A 17629-nucleotide genomic window follows, 5' to 3' on the forward strand; every position below is an offset into this window, starting at 1 on the left:
GAGTAACGCCGCTGCAAACACGCATACATTCTCTAAGTAAGCCACGCAGTTACTGTTAGAGATCTAGACGGTGGAGAAGAGACTGCTTTACACAGGGTATGAATGCGACACGAGTTAGTGGCCGATCTACAAAAGTGGTGATTACTCAGCACAGATCAACTATTGGTCGGTCAACACCTTTGACTGCGGCTAAAAATCAGCTCCCAAGTCGATTAATATCGGAACACATAGTCTGAGTGAGCAAGTAGGTAAGCGTTGAAATGTCGTGGCTCCTCTTGATACTGGCTGGACTGTTCGAGATTGGATGGGCAATCGGACTCGAATATTCGGACGGATTCACAAAACCTGTCCCGACGGCTGGAACCGCTGTTGCCCTCATCATGAGTATGTTGCTGTTGGCACGGGCAGTCCAAAACCTTTCCATAGGTACAGCATACGCTGTCTGGACTGGTATCGGTGCTGTTGGAACAGCGTCGCTTGGGATAATCCTTTTTGACGAACCTGCAACCCTTGCCCGGATAGGGTTCATCAGCGTGATTCTCGTCGGTATTGTGGGTCTCCATTTCGTTTCCGGTGGCCACTAACCACCCAACGACTACTGTTGGAGTCTTCTCTGGAATGAACGTGGATATAGTACATAAGCAGGTATACTGAACGGATAATACATTTATTCTGACCGGAAACCAACAAGTCCATCGTGCTGAACTCATCCTCGGAGTCGGTCACATTAGATATAACAAGGGAAAATAGTTCGAACTCCCCCTGCTGAACTCACAACGCGTTTCTTGTATTTCATATGAGTTATAATGTCAGAGTAAACTTCAACATTATAGATTTGAAACTCGAAATACAGCACATGTCCGGTAACAAACCACTCCAAATGAGATTCACAAAGGTTCTCTACGGTGTTGTCATAGCGAATGTTGTTTACCAACTACAATTTGACCTCGTGGGCACTGTCTAGTTTAGCACCTCCGCTGGCGTCTGTCCGTTAAGTGATTGGTGCGGTCGTTATGTGTTATAGTAGTGTAAGGACTTTTCAAGTCATTCTCTGACGCTCGCCAGCCTGCCTACCCATGAATTATGGAAGCGGACAACTCGCATCTTCAGGGTATGAAACTAATTTTCGATCAGGTTTCGCTCGACGTAGTCAAGATGACCGCTTAATCCCAATCGAGAGAGGGCAGTCAGATAGCCGTAGCCATCGACGAGAAACACAGCATCAGAAAGATCGTGTTTCTCGGTTAATCGATGCAGGAACGCAGCGGCTGGATCGGTGCCTCGTCGTCCGAACACTGCGACATCAAGAATGAGCCTCGAGTCCAGGTCTATTGCAGCGTACACCCAAGACCAATTGCCGGTAATCTTGACAGCGGTCTCATCAACCGCGACCCGCGATGGCTTCGCCATCGGCGGGTCTGGCACGCTGTCAGCCAGCCGATGTACCCAGTGCCAGATTGCTTGATGAGTGCGTTGGACACCGAGCAAGCGAAGAATTGCTTGTGTCTCTCGAATCGAACATCCGGTCGCGTGAAGGCGGACGGCGAACACCCTGACGGGCGTCGCCGTCCGCTCACACTCCCAACATTCATCAAATTCCGCCGCGTAGCACTCGCTGAGCAGGTCTGCGAGCTTCATTCCAACCTCACTTCACGACCTGCTCGTTCCTCAAACTGGCCTAACTAGACGGTGCCTGAACGCGGATTACAATGCGGCGAAGAACATCGCCGTCCGATACTGTAGGTATATCCATCGCGGGCAGAAGTCTCGCGGTGGATGGGCTACCAATCAACTGGCCTTCAAGTCAGGGATAATGAGCGTTAACGGCGAGTACACGCCTACCGAGTTACTCGGTTAGAACGGGAGTCCACTGACAAGCCTCGGGGCTCGACCCCGAGGCGGTTGACACGGTCATTTAAACCGAACAGGGTCACTCGCTGCGTGAATCTGTCTTGAGCGTTATTTCGATACTCTCTCCAGGTTCGAGTTCCGCCGGATCTAAAAGGTGGAGAAAGTGATCGCCTTCTCCCCCACTTAACACGCGAGCCCTGACTGTATCCTCGGAACACTCGAGTTTCGCGTCGATCGCCTCGAGCCGACCGAGGAATTCCGCCTCAAGCGACTGTGCTTCGAGTGATCCCGTTTCTGGAGGAAGCGTCTCAGTGTCAGCTGCTACACCATCGGAGTCCGTCGACGCATACGGATCTGCCGCAGTCCGTGCAACCGTTTCCTCGAGGGCGCCGAGGTTGACGCCTTCGCCCTCGAGAGTGATCGGTTCGCGCCGGTTGATCTCCAGCGTACCATCTGCCTCAAGGGATTGTTCCTGTACCGCCTCCCAGTGGCGTCTGCGAATCCGTCTCGCAGTCGCTTCCGCGATCCACCCGGGGGCGTTCCAGCGTCCATCTTCGTAGACGACAGGTGTAACCGATGGCTCGTCGTATTCGAGTGCGTTGTACAGTTTGGCCGCCTGTCCGACGAAGGTGATCGGCAACTCACGTTCGACCGCCGTTGCAACGCGAGCGAGGAGCGTCGCGTAGTGGACGCCGGTGAGCGAGCTCGTTGCGACCACGACTCGCGAACCGGCGAACGCACGCTCGAGCACTGCCTCGAGTGACTCGTTGAGCGCGGCCGTGTACGAATCGTCGTTCGAGACGGTTAGCAACACACAGTCGATATCGAACGGATACGTGGTCTCGAGTCCTGGGAACCCGGCACACGGTCGTGAAATCGCCGGTGACGAGGAGGTGTTGCTCGGTACTGAGGAGGTCGTCGCCTACATTTTCGTCGCGAAACCTGAGTACGAATCCGGCAGCACCAGGGGTGTGTCCAGCTGCAATCGGTCGGACCTCGAGCGTGGGGAGGATCGACGTCCACTCGTCGATCGGTTCGAGAGCGTCGAGCGCAACCGAGATATCGCCGAGATCGTTGTCCTTTTGGGCCGGGTAACGCCTGCTCGAGGATCGTCGCCGTTGCGGGCGAGGTGTAAATTGAGGCGCTGTGTCGAACGTTTCTCGCGAGTGTTCGGTAGTGATCGATGTGTGCGTGGATGAGCAAAATTGCGTTCAGATACTCGTCGTCGCCGAGCATGGATTCGACGTCGACACCGTCGCCAGCATCGACGAGAACACACACACACGCGTGCCATCCTCAGTGGTGAAGCGCAGGAGCGTCGACTCGTTGCCGCTGTGAACGTTCATATGTTGGTAGGTGACACGCATACGTGGAGGACAGTTTCAATACAGTACTGCTGAATTTCAGCTTTTGTGTTAGCAGTAGTTGCTAGTACGATATCTGTGTTTAGAACGAAGCGTGACACTCCCGGTCAGTACAGTACAACCAGTTACCGGAGCTGCTATCGGTCTCTCCGGCTACTGTCAAAATCCGCGTGTTGCATACAAAGCTTCTCTCCAGCAGGACGCGATGCTGATGCGCCTACTAAATGTCGGAGCCCCTGTTGGCAGGCGGTCGACAGAACGAGGAGGACAGTCGATGGCCTCTAGATCCACAGAACTTGTTCACTACTGACAGCAGTCAGTCACCCGCGAATTCATTAGATGATTTTAGTTGATGGAACGAGTTGCATGAATATGGACACGCTCCAATCGAACGGCAGTACGTTCCGGGGGTACCGATGGTAAACGTCGCGCTCTCAGCGGCACAAATCGTCTTAGCGCTTTTTCTCGTGGTGCTCAACGGCTTTTTTGTCGCTGCAGAGTTCGCCTTCGTTCGGATTCGGGGGACATCAGTTGACCAGCTCGTCGAGGAGGGGCGGCCCGGCTCGGGGACACTCCAAGAAGTGATGACGAATCTCGATAACTACCTTGCCACGACGCAACTCGGCATCACCATCGCCTCGCTCGGGTTAGGATGGGTCGGCGAACCCGCCGTGGCGGCGCTCATCGAACCCGTACTAGAACCGGTTCTCCCCGCGAATCTCATCCATCTCGTCGCGTTCGCAATCGGCTTTAGTATCATCACGTTTCTCCACGTCGTCTTCGGTGAACTCGCGCCGAAGACGCTCGCAATCGCCCAGACCGAGCGACTCTCGCTGTTCCTCGCCCCGCCAATGAAGTTCTTTTATTACGTCCTCTATCCGGGAATTGTCGTCTTCAACGGGGCGGCCAACGCGTTCACGCGGTCGCTCGGTGTGCCGCCCGCGTCCGAAACGGATGAGACACTCGGCGAGCGCGAGCTCCTTCGGGTACTAACACGATCTGGCGAGGGCGGGGACATCGACGTGGCAGAAGTGACGATGATCGAGCGCGTCTTCGATCTCGACGACACGGTGGTGCGGGAGGTCATGGTCCCACGGCCGGACGTGGTGAGCGTTCCGGCGGATGCCACGCTCTCCGAACTACATTCGACCGTCTTAGAGGCCGGTCACACGCGCTATCCGATTCTTGACGCCAACGACGGTGATCAGGTGGTTGGATTCGTCGATGTCAAGGATGTGTTGCGAGCAGCGGTGGACGATGGGGATGCCGAGATCGTCGGTGACATCGCCCGCGAGATTCTCATCGTCCCGGAGACGATGGCAATTAGCGATCTCCTGATACAGTTCAGGGAGGATCGCCAGCAGATGGCCGCAGTCATCGACGAGTGGGGAGCGTTCGAGGGGATTGCGACGGTCGAAGACATCGTCGAGGCCCTCGTCGGCGATCTTCGGGATGGGTTCGATCTCGATGAGCGCGAACATTCGATACGCCAGCGTGACGAGGGGGGGTACGACATCGACGGCGGAGTCCCATTGTCGAAAGTTTCCGACGCCCTCGATGGTGACTTCGATAGCGAAGCGGTCGAAACGATCGGTGGGCTGGTGCTCGGGCAACTCAACCGCGCGCCAGAACCTGGCGACCGCGTCGAGATCGACGGTCACGTCGTTGAGGTGACGAGCGTCGAGGGGACCCGAATTTCGACGGTATGGGTCCACGAAAGAGATATCGACGATCCAGCAGTGGACTGATTGGGATTAGCGTTGATCCTCATACCTTTCCAGTGTAGCAGATCAGAAACCTGTTGAAATCGGCGTGCAAGACGTAGAGGCTACGTTCAGCACAACCACTCCATTTGGTTCACGTCGAAACCGGTGACCCACTCGCTCACTACACATACGTACCGTTCGATATTCTCCAGTACTAACACTCAGATTGTGACGTCACCATCACTGCTTATAGAGCGAGGAGGTGTCTCTCCTCTATGACCGATTCGGGTAGCGACGAGTTCGACCCAACAGCACCAGATCAGCGGGAGATTGGCCGCGAAATGGTCGACGATAGTACGGGACTCGGTTCGGTGATGGCCCACGCCTATCGCGGCGAGATAGACCGAGTGGGGACGTGGCGGCAGCGCCTCGACGAGACGACGAAGTGGGCGGTGACGCTAATGGCAGCGATCTTGACGTGGGCGTTTTCGAGTACCGATAACCCACACTATATCTTGCTGATCGGGATCGTCGTCGTCACCGTCTTTCTGGGCATCGAAGCACGGCGATACCGGGACTACGACGTCTTTCGCTCCCGTACTCGAGTCATCCAAGAGAACCTGCTCGCAAACGCCCTCGATCCGTCCCAAGGCATCGAAAGTCACGACTGGCGGGCGGAACTGAGCAGGGACTATCGCAGGCCGACGCTGAAAGTCTCGTTCTACGAAGCACTCGCAAACCGGCTCCGGCGTGTGTACCTTGCGCTGCTCGGTGTCCTATTGGTCGCGTGGGTCTTCAGGATCACAGCGTTCGCGCCGCGCCAGGACTGGCTGACGACCGCTGGAATCGCCCGTCTCCCCGGGATTGCTGTGGTCGCCGTTGTGGCTGTGTTCTACGTCGTACTACTGGGCGCCACCTTCTGGCCCCGCGAGCGCCATGCCAAGGGTGAATTCCGTGAAGGGGACCCGGCCGACTGGAAAGAGACAGACCGATAAATCCATTCTCCGTATAATGTATTATTTCGGTAGTGGAACGGGATATAGAGGGCTGCAGTACCTACTAGGAGTGATGCCCGAATCAGAGGCGACCCGTTGGGAGTACGAGACGCTTCGCCCGCCGCGCGATGAGACCCAAAAAGAAGCGGAGGATCCGAAAGCGGAGTTGAATCAACTCGGTGCAGAGGGCTGGGAGTTTGTGGAGACGATCGACTACGAGGGAGGCGGCACCAAGTACCTCGTTTTCAAGCGACCTGCCCAATCGGGTGAGCCAGTATGACTGACGAGACCGACATCAGTACGGCCAACACGATGCGTGAGCGCTCGGGCGAGAGTCGGATTAAGCTCTGGTTGCTGCTGCGCGCGAACCGCCTTCTCGTCTCCAGCGTCCTGACCAGTGCCGTGTTCGTCGTATTCGTCATCGCCGTCGCTGTCCTCGATCCACCGTTTTCATGGCAAATCGAGTCCGGCGACATGATCGACACGATGTTCTCGACGATGATCACGGTCATCGTGACTGGGACGACACTCGTCGTCACGATCGGTCAACTCGTCCTCTCCCAAGAGAACGGCCCGCTCGGCGATCAACGCGAGCGTATGTCCAGTTCGATGGATTTCCGGGATTATACTGAAGAATTAATCGGGTCTCCGAGTCCTGCCGATCCATCCGAATTCCTCCGACAGATCATCGGAATCACGGCACAACGGACTACAGCTCTTCGAGAGTCCATTGGCAAGAATGATGACGAGGATCTCCGAGAAGAGGTCGATGAATTCGCTGAAAGCGTCACTGGGAACGCTGACCTGGTCCGGGACCAACTCGAGGATTCGCAGTTCGGCTCGTTCGATGTGTTATTCGCTGCACTGAATTTCAATTATGGCTGGAAAATCTTTCAGGTTGAACGTCTCTCGAACGAATACGAAGAGAGCCTCACTGAGGAAGAACGCGGCTTGCTTGACGATCTCAAAACAGCGCTGTCTCTGTTTGGTCCGGCGCGCGAACACATCAAGACGCTGTACTTCCAGTGGGCACTCATCGACTTGTCTCAGATGATTCTCTATGCTGCAGTCCCAGCATTGGCCGTTGCGGGTATCATGGTCGGAATCGTCGATGCGGGGACGTTCCCTGGAAGCACACTTGGTCTCGATCACATCATCCTCGTCGTGGGCGGTGCGTTTGCGGTGACGCTCGTTCCATTCATGCTGTTCGTCTCGTACGTCCTTCGCGTCGTCACCATAGCGAAACGGACACTTGCCATCGAGCCGCTGATCCTCCGCGAATCACAACGCTAAGATCCGACGCAGAACTCAACCCTCAGACACGGTTGGATGTGGACGCTTCGTGAGGGACTGAGAATTACGCTGTAAGAATCAAGGGGCCGATTCCAGGTAGGATTCCTCGATACGTCGTGCATGGAACGCCGTATCCTCTCACTCACGAAGGAGTACAACGGTCTCTTCCTTTTGCTGGTCGATCAGCAGTTTGAGCAAGGGCTTCATCTCGTCGAACCGTGGGCCTTTCGTTACGACGTGGGCGTCTCGGTCCCACTCGATGAAGCCGTAGTCAGTCAGTTTGGGAAGATGAACGTAGTGCAGTCGCAGAAGTTCCTCGTCCACTCCCGGAATCACTCGGGAGCTGGACAGGTGCTGTTGGAAGAGTCCCTCGTCAGCTTCGGCAATCTTCTGTGACATTTCAGGTAGCTTTGGAACGTCGTGCGGGTTATGGGTCGATAACTCGACTAACAACTGGCGTCGGCAACTGTTAGCCAAACCGTCAAACACGTCATCATAATCCTTATTGATCATCTACATCCCTCTTGTTACGTGTTTGTCCCCAACCACGTTAAACATATAACATTTTCACGAGTAGTAGCTGTTTTGATTAACTGAGTAAAAGGGGGCGATCAGTCCGCGTGCGGAGCTATCGGGACTGCTACAATCTACTGTAGTGAAGGGCCCAGGCGGACTTTTCAGTCGCCCCGTCTAAGGACACGGTATGGACGCCATTCAAATCGACGACGTGGACCGGAGCATCCTGCACCAACTCCAACTCAACGCTCGCCAGACCGATACGGAGATCGCCGAGAAGGTTGACGTGACCTCCACGACGGTCCGGAACCGCCTCGACAAACTCGAAGACGGGGGCGTGATTCGGGGCTATCATCCCAAGATCAACTACGAGGAAGCGGGCTACCCTCTCCACGTCATGTTCGTCTGCACGGTCAATCCGAACGACCTGGAATCGCTGGCCGAACAGATCCTCGACGTTCGCGGTGTGGTGACCACCCGCGATTTGCTTGGGGGCGAACGGAATGTCCACGTCGAGGTCGTCGCTGGCTCGGTCAGGGAGATCGAAGAGATCCGCAACGAACTGGCGGAGTTGGGCATGACGATCAACAGCTCCGAGATTATCTCTGAGACGCAGGTCCAGTCCTGGGACCACTTCTATCCACGGACGGGCCCCGACGCGCGCCAAGACGACGACACCGACGATGGGTCGGTCACCGATCAAGGGTAATCGGGGGATCGCTTGAAAATTTTAAATCTAGTCACGGCTATAGGCCTCCACCCACATTCGTATTTTAATATATCCACCGATAACCGATTGAGGTTGAATTTTTCAAACGTAGCAACTATATGGGTAAAAGAGTTTATTCGTTCGCACGTCCTTGCCGCGGTATGGCCGAATCGATCGAGGCGGTAACTAATACTTCCAGTACATTGTCATACTCCATTCGTAGGTATGTCATGGACTACCTCGCCGAGCAGGAGACTCCAGTCTCCTTCGACCGCCTGGTCACTCGGGTTGCCGCCTGCACACCGACAGCAAGTGCGGAGAGTCAGTCACCCAAATCCCGACCGAACGTGAAGTAGCCCTCTCAACCAGTCGGACATGACAGGACCATATAATGACAACTGGACAACGTAAAGCCGAGACGGTGAGTCTGTTGCAGGACCTCGGGCTGAAAGAGTACGAGGCGCGGAGTTTCCTGGCATTGACCCAACTCTCGACGGGGACCGCGAAGGAAATCAGCGATATCTCGGAGGTTCCGCGAACCCGGGTGTACGACGCCGTCCGAGTGCTGGAGTCGAGGGGGCTGGTCGAAGTGCAGCACGGTACCCCTCAGCAGTTTCGCGCGGTCAGCATCGAGGAGGCATCCGCGACCTTGCGTCAGCAATTCGGAACACGGATCGACACCCTTGAGTCACACCTCGAAGCGCTCGATTTCCAACCGGAGGTCGACGACAGCGACCAAATGCAGGAGGTATGGACGCTGTCCGGCCACGATGGAATCGAAGCCCGGACACACACGCTGCTGGAGAACGCCGAGTCGGAGATCGTCCTGCTGATCGTCGAGGAGGAACTCCTAACGGAGGCGTTGTACGAGCGGCTCCACGACGCGGTTGACCGCGGCGTCGACGTGATCATCGGTGGCGAAACGGACGCGATCATCGCCAAGCTCGGTACCGAGCTGCCATCCGTGAAAGTGTTCGAAACCGACCTGAACTGGCTCCTCGGGCCGGCGAGCGACGACGAGGTTGCCATCAGCCGCCTGCTGTTGGTTGATCGCACGACGTTACTGGTCAGTTCCTTCTACCCGGACGCCGACCACGACTCAGACGAGCAGGCGATCTTCGCCAACGGCCTGGAGAACGGTATCGTCGTCCTGCTTCGCCGGATAATCTCCTCGGGGCTGCTCCCCCTGGCGGACCCGGCGAGGTAGCCAGCCAGCGGGTCCCGGGCCAGCCAGCACGAACAGTGTGATGACTACAGGAAACAGAGTACTAAGTGTCGGAAGTTCGCTCAAAGGCCTCAGTAGCGACTAACCCAAAAGGCTGACCCGCTAGTCGTCTAGTATGGCAATCGAAGCCTCATTCACTGTCAAGCAAGCAGATTTCCCGCTGAGCGCTGTGTTTGAGCAATTGACGGATGTCACGATCGAGTTAGACCGTATTGTGCCAACGGGCGAGGCTATTATCCCCTACTTTTGGATTTCTGCTGATGACACGGGAAAACTCACGACAGATTTGAGTGCTGATATCGGGATCGAACAGGTAAAAATAATCGACCAAGTGGAGAAACAGATGTTCGTCCGTATCGACTGGAATCTCACCCACGAGAGCATTCTCACGGCAATCGTAAACACTGATATTACGCTCCTTTCGGGCATCGGCAAGGAAAAACGGTGGACCTTTGAAGTCCGGGCAAGCGAGCAACAAGACCTCTCTGACTTCCAGACATACTGCCAAGACCATGATATCCCGATTGAGCTAACTGAACTACACGCGATTTCCTCGCTCAGGTCCGATCGAGAGTACGACCTCACCGATGGGCAACGGAATGCGCTGATAATAGCGTATTCGAACGGGTATTATGACTCGCCACGAGACGCCACGCAAGACGATCTCGCAGACGAACTCGGGATCACCCGGCAGGCGGTTTCATCACGGTTAAAGCGCGGTATGCGACGCCTCGTAGCGAGCACTCTCATCACTCCTGAGGAGTAGACGCCGACCCCCGGATAAAAACCTGTTGCGCGAGCAAAATCCAGACTCAACCCCGTACATAGCCTTTGTTTGGGTGATGGAACCTTCTCAACCCTTGGCCGCGAACTCGGACATCGCAGAGTCACTGAGCCCAATTGAATTCGATGTGGAGAGCGAATCGTTCCAGGCGACGTACGACAGCACCCGTGACTCGACGAGTTTAGCGGTCGTTGCAGTTGTTGCGACCGCCCGTGGGGAAGAACCGCTTGCATTGACACCGCTTCAGACCGTTATTGACACAGAGGCGTTTGACAAACTGGCGACGGAGTTAGCTACCGGTATCGGGAACTGTGACAGCATTTCCTTCAGGTATGACGGGTTCGATATCACGATAACTAGTGAGGGAATTATCGAAGCGGCCCCTATCGAGAACCCATAATCGGTACTGATGCTTCCCTATCGCGTTGTGTGTGCTTGCTGTGGAACGACTCGAACGGGCCGGAAACGGACGCCTGACACTACAGTCGTTCGGTATCGAGATACGAATTCGGAGTGTGGGTGCGAGGAACTCGAGATCAGAGGGACAACTGGAGATGAGTGAGCAGGTTGCTTCGAGTCGTGAGGACTTCCAGACGGCGCTACGAAACCAACAAGAACGAGTGGTCGCTGCCGTAGCAGCAGATGAGACGATAGAAGCAACGCCGATTATTCGGGATGATGAAACTCTCTCCTGCGAGGAGTACGTCACACTCGTGTATGAACTCCACCACGTCTATCTCCCCGAGTTACAGGCTGCGGGGGTGATTGAGTTTGATCGACGTGAAGACGTAGTGAGCCGAGGAGAAGGCTTTGATGAGCCCCATCTGAGACTCAAATACTGTCGTGATAGGTGAGACACCACGCACGGATTTAATGTATAAAATTTCGAGTAACAATCTATGTTTGACTTGGCCGGGTTTCAGCGCAACCTACTGCTCGTTGCTGCAGGACTCGATGACCCTCATGGTCTCGCAATCAAAGACGAGTTCGAGAACTCGAGCCGGCGCCGAACAGGCTCTCCGCTCACAGCAGGCCGACACGACCGTGGACTGCCGACTGCGATCGGATGGAAGAAAGATGGGCAAGGGAACACACGTCCTGGATGGAAACGTAGTCAACTCAACCGCCTTCGGCGGGAGCATCGCCGAAGTCAGTGGCGAACGAAGCGTGAACGAAATCTCGGATACAGTCTCGGCGAAGTCCGTCGGATCGTAAGTGCGCTCGAGTTACCGGACTCGCTGTGCGAACAGGCGTGCATGCTCTTTCGGCGTGCTCAAGCAGAGGACCTCTGTCAGGGACGGTCACTCGAGGGGGTTACAGCAGCGAGCGTCTACGCAGTGTACCGGTGTAACGGACTCGGACGAACCCTCGAGGAGAGCAGTCAGCTGGCGACGTGCTCACGGTCAGACCTCGAGTGTGCGTACTCGGCGATGAACACCGAACTCGAGCTTCCGACAACGATTTCACGGCCACAGAATTTCCTCCCGCAACTCGCAGCCACGCTCGAGGTTCCAGACGCGATTCGACACCGAACCACTCGATACGCGCATCGAGCGACGCGTGTAAGGGGCCTGCCGGTGCAACGGCCACTCACGGTTGGTGCACGACGTCAGCGAGATGGCCCGGGTCACGGAGTCACGAGTTACGAACGCCTACAATATGCTGAACGAAGAGCTGGGTCTCCCCGCTGAGCCCGTCTCTCCCAGCATGTTCGTTCCGCGACCCGCCCAGACCTCGAGTGTCCCGACGAGATCCGTCAGCGGGTCCGAATCCTCGCGGAGCAGGCCGAGGAACGCGGCGTAACGATGGGCGTTCATCCGACCGGGTTCGTAGCGGCTTGCCTCTACAAAGCGGGGTAGGAACAAGGACAGTGGGTGACGCAAAGAGACGTCGCGGGGACTGGGAACGTCACGCCAACAACGGTTCGGACGCACCACGAGACGTTAGAGGATCAGGTAGCCTGACAACACTCGGCTACAAGCACTATCGTTAGATAGTTTTCTCAACAAACTATTTGTTCCTCGACCGCGTAGCACCCAGTATGACCGAGACGTGGGACGACGTCAACGAGCAGGTCAAAGCGGACTGGAAAGACGACACTACGCCGTTCGAGCGGGTGTACGAAATCGTCGAACAGACCCACGACGGGCAGTCGGCGGCCGAGATCGCCGATCGCGCCCTCGTGAGCGAGCCGACGGCGCGTCGCCACTGCAAGACGCTCGTGAATACCGGGTTCGCCGAAACGGAACAGGACGGCCAAACGACGCTGTACAAGCGCAACAGCGACCGGGTGTTGATGTCCCGGATCCGGGAGCTGCGTGAGGAGGTCAGTCGGTCGGAGTTGGTCGACAGTATCCAAGAGATGAAGGCCGAGATTCGGCGCTACGAGGACCGTTACAACGTGGTGTCTCCAGAAGAACTCGCCCAGGAACTCGACGCCGACGAGACGGAGGGTTGGGACGACCTCACCACGTGGCGGACGACGCGACAGAATCTCGCCGTCGCCCAGGCAGCACTCGCCTACGACGAGGCCAGCCACCAGCTCGCTGTATGAGCGAGGACGACCGTGCCGGCGAGTTCGGACCGATCTATCTTCCGGCACTCCAGCGGATTCGTGACCTCTGGCTCGAACTCGAGCCGCTCGTCGACGAAACAGCGTACGACGACGTCGTCGCCCCCACGGAACTGCAGATCAGTCTCAGCGCTGGGCTCGGCGACGCCGACAGCGCTCGGCTCGATATCCAGTGGAGCGAACTGGGGATGTATTCGTTTCACTACGTCGATAGCGACGACGTCAACTGGCGTTTCGATCGCCATCCGAATACACACTCCCCCGAGATCCATTTCCATCCCCCGCCCGAGGCAGCGACGACGGACGCTGAACCGTCCTGTATCAACGTGACCGAGGTCTCACTCGTGACGCGTGCCGTTCATGCGATGTGGCGGGCAGCGTACGAGGACGATGACCTGGATCGGCTGAATAGTGCGTCAAACCCACCGTGAAGAGAACTACCAAGAGACTAAAAGGGATCTACCCCTTGAGACACGGCCGTAGCAGTATCCCGTCGCGCCCGTAGTGTTGATGCGGCACTGCAACAGTATCGCGGCTTCTCTCAGAATGAGAACGTTCCAATCTGGAGCGAAAGCGAAATCGACGTATCGGTTTTTCCCGCTCGCGCTGGAACACCGTCCACGAACATGGACGTAACCGAAAACATGGTTCAGGATGTCTGCACGGACGCGGTCTTCGAGCGCGGCGAACGATACCTTGCTGAGGGCCGTGTCCATGAGATTCACCGCGTCGACACCACCGTAACCGCTGTCGTGAGCGGCAGCCGTCAGTACGATGTCCGTGTTGACCTCGCCGCCGACGGGTTTGCCCCGTGGTGCGACTGTCCGTACGACGGGCCGGGAACGTGCAAGCACGTCATCGCCGTGTTGCTTCGGTGTGTTGACGACCGTCCCCCAGACGAAGGCGATCGACTCGACGCTGCACTCAACGGTGCCGACGCCGACGAGCTCCGCGTGTTCCTGCGTGAAGAACTCGTGACCGATGCGGACCTCCGCGATCGGTTTCTCGCCCATGCCGGTGGGTCGACGAGGCGGTCGGTCAACGAACTCCGCACCTCGATCGATCGGCGGTTTGAGGAGACGAACCCTGAGTACGATGTCGTTTTCGAGCCGATCGACTTCACGCAGTGGTTCGATCTCGCGAAGGAATACCGAAAGCAGGGGCAGTACAGATCGGCGATGATCGTCTACCGGGGACTTATCGAGTCGCTTGACGACAACATGGAGCGCGTCGACGGCGCATACGACCACTTCTCGAGTGCGTTCAGACGGGCACTCGACGGGTACGTCGACTGTGTCGTGGCCACGGAACACGACGCAGACACGGTCCCAGACGCCGTCGCTTTCCTCGATGAGCGAGCGAGGTCGGGAACGGCATTCCTCACGGAACGCTTCGAGCGGGCAGCGGCCGAGCTCCGAGAAAAAGTGGGCGAACAGTCCTGCGAGTAGCTCACGCAGCGTCGACGACGTTCGGAGCGCGTCATGACTGGCCCGCGACGAGCGATACTTGGACTCGCCGATACTGAGGGGCACCGCGTCAGTGAGGGCGGCGACATCAATGATCGTAGCGCATCATACACCTAGTGATGTACTGGAAAGCGTTACGAGGTGTCTTCGCGTGAGTGAACTACCCCACCCTACTCACTCACGGCTGACGCCGTTCGCTCCTTGAGGGTGGGGCTTCCTGTTTCAACGACGCACTTTGCATCCACGACGGTGGACGAGCCACCAGTCGCGGACGTAGAGAGTGCAGTCTCCGCAGGCGTGACTTCGGCGTGTCCCACGCCTAACTCCTGAAGACCACGTTGTAGCACGTTGTACGCGGCGTTCTCGTCACGGTCAGTCTCGAACCCACACGTTGGACAGAAATGTTCGCGTACCCACAGTTCTTTTTCAACCTCAACCCCGCACTCGGCACACTCTTGCGTCGTGCCCTCAGGTTCGACTTTCACGAAGTGCGTGCCCTCGCGCTCGCATTTGCATTCGAGGAAGTCGATGAACGTCCGCCATGACGCCGACGCCAGGTTCCGACTGTTCGACGGCAGTTGCATCATACCGTGAACGTCGAGGTTTTCCACGGCCACAAGGTACTACTCCCGAGCGTAGTAGTTCGAGAGTTTGTGCAGGAAGTCGCAGCGTTTCCGTACAATACGAGCGTGGATACGGGCCACGCGGCGGCGTTGCTCGTGGCAGTTTTGCGACCCCTTCTCCTTGCGACTCAACGCTCGATGCTAGAGCCACCGAGGCGGTCGAATTCTGGCATGGATACCTCGAGTTCAACCCCTCACTCCTTCAAACTCTAACCTGAACAGCGCCTCCGCTCCCGTTCCCAAGCTTCATCAAATTCCCCCGCGTAGCACTCGCTGAACAGGTCTACGATCATAATTCTAAACTCACTCTATGACCTGCTCGTTCCTCAAACTGCGCTAACTATAGTATGACCTAGAAATAATTACTCACTTTTGGTATAGAGAGTTGGTCAAGAGCCGTATCAATCGCCGTTGTGAGATCGTCGAGTGACTCAAAGAAGCGGTTGCTGAGAGCGGCTTGGAGTTGTCTCCAGCACTCCTCGACAGGATTTAGCTCTGGCGAGTATGCCGGTAACGTGACGAAGGCGAGGTCGTCACGGGCCGCTAGGTCCGTGACGGCCGATGCCTGAAAATACGGCGCTCCATCCAGCACAATGAGCAAATCATCTTCGAACTCTTGGCATAATGCAAGAATGAAATGTTTCGCGTGTTCGGCGGTTACGTACTCTTCGAATCGAGCGAAAAAGCGATCACCGTCTTCGGTGATCGCGCCCAAGAGACACGTCCAGTCACGTTGACCGGATAATTCGACGGATGGCCGCGTGCCGCGGGGAAACCACGCGGCACGCGGCTCGACCTGCACGGATTTCTTGGTTTGATCGATACAGACTACGGTGGCGTCCAGCTCCCGCCGCTTTTTTTGAACTCTTTGCGGAACGTTTCTTGCTCGTCAGCATCGGATTCAGCGGCTGTACGGCGTGGTTTTTGATAGCTCAATCCCGCTTCTTTGAGCAACCGCCGGCAACTCGGGAGCGAGTACTCGACATCGTAGGTTTCGGCAAGATACTGCTGGACGAGCGCCGGCGTCCACGCCGGCGCGTCGAGCCCAACTTCCTCAGGAGATCCGTGGACAGTTGCTTCGAACTGTTCTTGCTCTGTTTCCGAGAGTTTTCGCTTTCTCCCAGATCGATGAGCATCAGTAACGGCCTGCTCAAGCGACTCGTCGGTGTCGAGCCGCTTGAGCCAATTATAGATCGTTTTCCGTTCAACTCCGTACCACTTGGCAAGTTCACTCTGTGGAACGCCGTTTTTGTAGGCAATCGCGGCTAACAGCCGTTGTGCCGGTTTCTTTCCGTCTACGTTGTCGAGTGCGTTCTGAAGATCCTCAACGGAGATCTCGTCAAGATGTTCCATTACAATGGCTTACAATCTCTGCGTAAATAGTTCTAATGACTACTATAGTACCGGTCGCGATCGGCTACCTTCTCGTCGGAACGATCGGTCTGCTCGCGACGACGCCGGTACTCGAGTTCGAATCGATCACTCTCCCGCAGGTCAGTCACTACTACGCCGTCGGATTCGGCGCGGTACTGATCTACGCACTCGGTGCACGACTACTGATCGGGTTCTACCACGTGACCCCGTCGCGCGTCATCTCCTGGCCGACGCTCCTCGCCGGAGCGGTCGCGCCGCTCCTGCTCGGGATGCCCCTCTGGCAGGAGCCATGGTTCTCCCTTGGGGGCGTACTGGGAGCCGTTGCGATGACAGGCTACCTGCTCCTGGTGGGATTCGTCGCGGTCGAAACCGATAGGTCCCGCGTCGAACTCGCGGGCATCCTCTGTGGTTCGCTCACGGGCGTCGCCGCGGTCGCAGTTGGGCTCTCGGTGGCGTTCGGAGGCGGGATCCACGATGCGACGACGCTGCACCGGACGTTCGTTCTTAGTGGGTTCTTCCCCCTGACGATCGTCGGCTACGCCTACCAGTTCTTCCCCGTCACGAGCGGAAGATTCCCCGGCGCGACGACTCGAGGCGTCGCGGCGGCGATCGGGTTGCTGGCGGTCGGCGTCCTGGTTCAGGGCATCGGTGTGGTCGGACAGATCGAACTCGTCCGTTCCGTCGGGATCGCGTGTTCGGCGCTCGGCGGCCTCGGCTACCTGTATCTCGTAACTGGTCGGTTCGCAGGGTGGTCGCACGCTCGAGGCGAGTGACGGACCGCACTATCTACTTCCGGGCATGCGCTCGTCGCAACTCATAAAAGGATACGCTGAGCATGCTCAACAGAGAGATGGCGTCCAGCACAGCTTCCTCGACGGCGGTCGACGAAGAAGTCCGCCAGCTGTACGAGCGGTATCAGGCGACCGAAAGCGACGCCGAGCGTCACGAGATCGCCCTCGAGATGGGGAAGCTTGACGGACGCCGCCACGCGGAGATCTACGCAGCACTTGAGGACGAGTAAGCGCTTTTTCCTCCCGCTTGCCTATTGTGGAGTTGTTCGTTGTGACTGGTAGTCCATCGAATCCCCGGGCTTGCCGTTAACTGATTTCTCTCGGTCTCGTGGTTGCTAGCGTCAGTCCAAATTAACTCCA

The 17629-nt window shown here is 56.9% G+C and carries 17 protein-coding genes and 6 pseudogenes; 18 read left to right on the plus strand and 5 right to left on the minus strand.

Features of this window, described 5'->3' with window-relative positions:
• The first annotated feature begins 260 nt into the window (after positions 1–260).
• On the plus strand, positions 261–584 hold the full coding sequence (locus tag RJT68_RS15285; RefSeq protein ID WP_407037405.1) for a DMT family transporter: 324 nt from the start codon (positions 261–263) through the stop codon (positions 582–584).
• Positions 585–1011: 427 nt separating this feature from the next.
• On the opposite strand, the pseudogene RJT68_RS15290 reads toward RJT68_RS15285, so the two are convergent.
• Positions 1012–1638 (minus strand): annotated as a pseudogene (locus RJT68_RS15290) (IS6 family transposase).
• A gap of 55 nt (positions 1639–1693) precedes the next feature.
• Between RJT68_RS15290 and RJT68_RS15295 the strand changes: the two are divergent.
• Positions 1694–1858, plus strand: a pseudogene (locus RJT68_RS15295) (RNA-guided endonuclease InsQ/TnpB family protein); the annotation flags it as partial.
• Positions 1859–1930: 72 nt separating this feature from the next.
• Here the strand turns inward: RJT68_RS15295 and RJT68_RS15300 are convergent.
• Positions 1931–3218: pseudogene (locus RJT68_RS15300) on the minus strand (MBL fold metallo-hydrolase).
• A gap of 413 nt (positions 3219–3631) precedes the next feature.
• Between RJT68_RS15300 and RJT68_RS15305 the strand changes: the two are divergent.
• From RJT68_RS15305 to RJT68_RS15320, 4 genes are all read left to right on the plus strand, one after another.
• Positions 3632–4963, plus strand: a complete 1332-nt coding sequence (locus RJT68_RS15305; protein WP_407037406.1) for a hemolysin family protein — start codon at positions 3632–3634, stop codon at positions 4961–4963.
• A 233-nt stretch (positions 4964–5196) separates the two neighbouring features.
• Positions 5197–5916 carry a DUF2270 domain-containing protein gene (locus RJT68_RS15310; RefSeq protein WP_407037407.1) on the plus strand — a complete coding sequence of 240 codons (720 nt, stop codon included), beginning with the start codon at positions 5197–5199 and terminating at the stop codon, positions 5914–5916.
• A gap of 73 nt (positions 5917–5989) precedes the next feature.
• The gene (locus tag RJT68_RS15315; RefSeq protein ID WP_407037408.1) at positions 5990–6196 is read left to right on the plus strand and encodes a hypothetical protein; all 207 of its coding nucleotides are present in this window, start codon (positions 5990–5992) and stop codon (positions 6194–6196) included.
• Complete coding sequence (locus RJT68_RS15320; protein WP_407037409.1) at positions 6193–7209, plus strand: hypothetical protein; 1017 nt, start codon at positions 6193–6195, stop codon at positions 7207–7209. The genes RJT68_RS15315 and RJT68_RS15320 overlap by 4 nt, the downstream gene beginning before the upstream one ends.
• 138 nt (positions 7210–7347) lie before the next feature.
• Here RJT68_RS15320 and RJT68_RS15325 read toward each other — a convergent pair whose 3' ends face one another.
• The gene (locus RJT68_RS15325; RefSeq protein ID WP_407037410.1) at positions 7348–7722 is read right to left on the minus strand and encodes a DUF7344 domain-containing protein; all 375 of its coding nucleotides are present in this window, start codon (positions 7720–7722) and stop codon (positions 7348–7350) included.
• Positions 7723–7912: 190 nt separating this feature from the next.
• Between RJT68_RS15325 and RJT68_RS15330 the strand changes: the two genes are divergently transcribed.
• From RJT68_RS15330 to RJT68_RS15375, 10 genes and pseudogenes are all read left to right on the plus strand, one after another.
• On the plus strand, positions 7913–8434 hold the full coding sequence (locus RJT68_RS15330; protein ID WP_407037411.1) for an Lrp/AsnC family transcriptional regulator: 522 nt from the start codon (positions 7913–7915) through the stop codon (positions 8432–8434).
• Between the two features lie 391 nt (positions 8435–8825).
• A complete protein-coding gene (locus RJT68_RS15335) occupies positions 8826–9641 on the plus strand; it encodes a TrmB family transcriptional regulator (protein ID WP_407037412.1) in 816 nt (271 codons plus the stop codon).
• Positions 9642–9774: 133 nt separating this feature from the next.
• The gene (locus RJT68_RS15340; protein ID WP_407037413.1) at positions 9775–10425 is read left to right on the plus strand and encodes a helix-turn-helix domain-containing protein; all 651 of its coding nucleotides are present in this window, start codon (positions 9775–9777) and stop codon (positions 10423–10425) included.
• Between the two features lie 94 nt (positions 10426–10519).
• Positions 10520–10843: a HalOD1 output domain-containing protein gene (locus RJT68_RS15345; protein ID WP_407037414.1), complete on the plus strand. Its 324-nt coding sequence runs from the start codon at positions 10520–10522 to the stop codon at positions 10841–10843.
• A gap of 154 nt (positions 10844–10997) precedes the next feature.
• Entirely contained in the window at positions 10998–11297 is a 300-nt protein-coding gene (locus RJT68_RS15350; RefSeq protein ID WP_407037415.1) for a hypothetical protein, read from the plus strand.
• A gap of 222 nt (positions 11298–11519) precedes the next feature.
• Positions 11520–11990: pseudogene (locus tag RJT68_RS15355) on the plus strand (transcription initiation factor IIB); the annotation flags it as partial.
• Positions 11991–12009: 19 nt separating this feature from the next.
• Positions 12010–12407: pseudogene (locus tag RJT68_RS15360) on the plus strand (transcription initiation factor IIB family protein); the annotation flags it as partial.
• Between the two features lie 77 nt (positions 12408–12484).
• Positions 12485–12997: a winged helix-turn-helix domain-containing protein gene (locus RJT68_RS15365; protein WP_407037416.1), complete on the plus strand. Its 513-nt coding sequence runs from the start codon at positions 12485–12487 to the stop codon at positions 12995–12997.
• Positions 12994–13446, plus strand: a complete 453-nt coding sequence (locus tag RJT68_RS15370) for a hypothetical protein (protein ID WP_407037417.1) — start codon at positions 12994–12996, stop codon at positions 13444–13446. Before RJT68_RS15365 ends, RJT68_RS15370 begins: the two co-directional genes overlap by 4 nt.
• A gap of 195 nt (positions 13447–13641) precedes the next feature.
• Complete coding sequence (locus tag RJT68_RS15375) at positions 13642–14463, plus strand: SWIM zinc finger family protein (RefSeq protein ID WP_407037418.1); 822 nt, start codon at positions 13642–13644, stop codon at positions 14461–14463.
• Positions 14464–14651: 188 nt separating this feature from the next.
• Here RJT68_RS15375 and RJT68_RS15380 read toward each other — a convergent pair.
• Both RJT68_RS15380 and RJT68_RS15385 read right to left on the minus strand, forming a co-directional pair.
• A pseudogene (locus RJT68_RS15380) lies at positions 14652–15242 on the minus strand (RNA-guided endonuclease InsQ/TnpB family protein); the annotation flags it as partial.
• A gap of 214 nt (positions 15243–15456) precedes the next feature.
• Positions 15457–16457 (minus strand): IS630 family transposase gene (locus RJT68_RS15385; RefSeq protein WP_407037419.1). Its coding sequence is split into 2 segments (ribosomal slippage): positions 15457–15965 and positions 15965–16457, totalling 1002 coding nucleotides; the frame shifts between segments, so codons are not numbered across the junction.
• Positions 16458–16492: 35 nt separating this feature from the next.
• On the opposite strand from RJT68_RS15385, the gene RJT68_RS15390 reads away from it, so the two are divergent.
• Positions 16493–17251, plus strand: coding sequence for a hypothetical protein (locus RJT68_RS15390; RefSeq protein ID WP_407037420.1), 759 nt, complete (start codon positions 16493–16495; stop codon positions 17249–17251).
• A 77-nt stretch (positions 17252–17328) separates the two neighbouring features.
• Positions 17329–17499, plus strand: coding sequence for a hypothetical protein (locus tag RJT68_RS15395; RefSeq protein ID WP_407037421.1), 171 nt, complete (start codon positions 17329–17331; stop codon positions 17497–17499).
• Positions 17500–17629 lie beyond the last annotated feature (130 nt).

It is taken from the genome of Halovalidus salilacus, from assembly GCF_031852275.1.
Lineage (GTDB): Archaea > Halobacteriota > Halobacteria > Halobacteriales > Natrialbaceae > Halovalidus > Halovalidus salilacus.